The following is a 211-nucleotide window of genomic DNA, read 5'->3' as shown; positions in this document are numbered from 1 at the left end:
GGATAATAATGTATCCATGTATTTGGCAACCTTGTCAACCAAATAGCGCATACGTTCAGCTAAGGATAAGGTAAAGAATTCTTGAGCAACGTGAATGACAATGCTGTGAGCGCATAGAGGATTACGTGGGTGTACCAACTGCTCAAGCAGGGCATGGCCATAGATATAGACTCCGGCTTGAGCGCTGTTATCAGGCTGAGTTGCGTTGTTC

Annotated in this window: 1 protein-coding gene; it reads right to left on the bottom strand. The window is 45.5% G+C overall.

Annotated features, from left to right (window positions below; all coding sequences use genetic code 11):
• Positions 1-211 (bottom strand): DUF3025 domain-containing protein (locus V6252_RS13560; protein WP_341610780.1); only part of this gene is annotated, 211 nt, incomplete at both ends.

The organism is Psychrobacter proteolyticus (assembly GCF_038155145.1).
Lineage (GTDB): Bacteria > Pseudomonadota > Gammaproteobacteria > Pseudomonadales > Moraxellaceae > Psychrobacter > Psychrobacter proteolyticus_B.
Note: the sequence above shows the minus strand (reverse complement) of the source record. Positions and strands in the feature narration are given on the sequence as shown.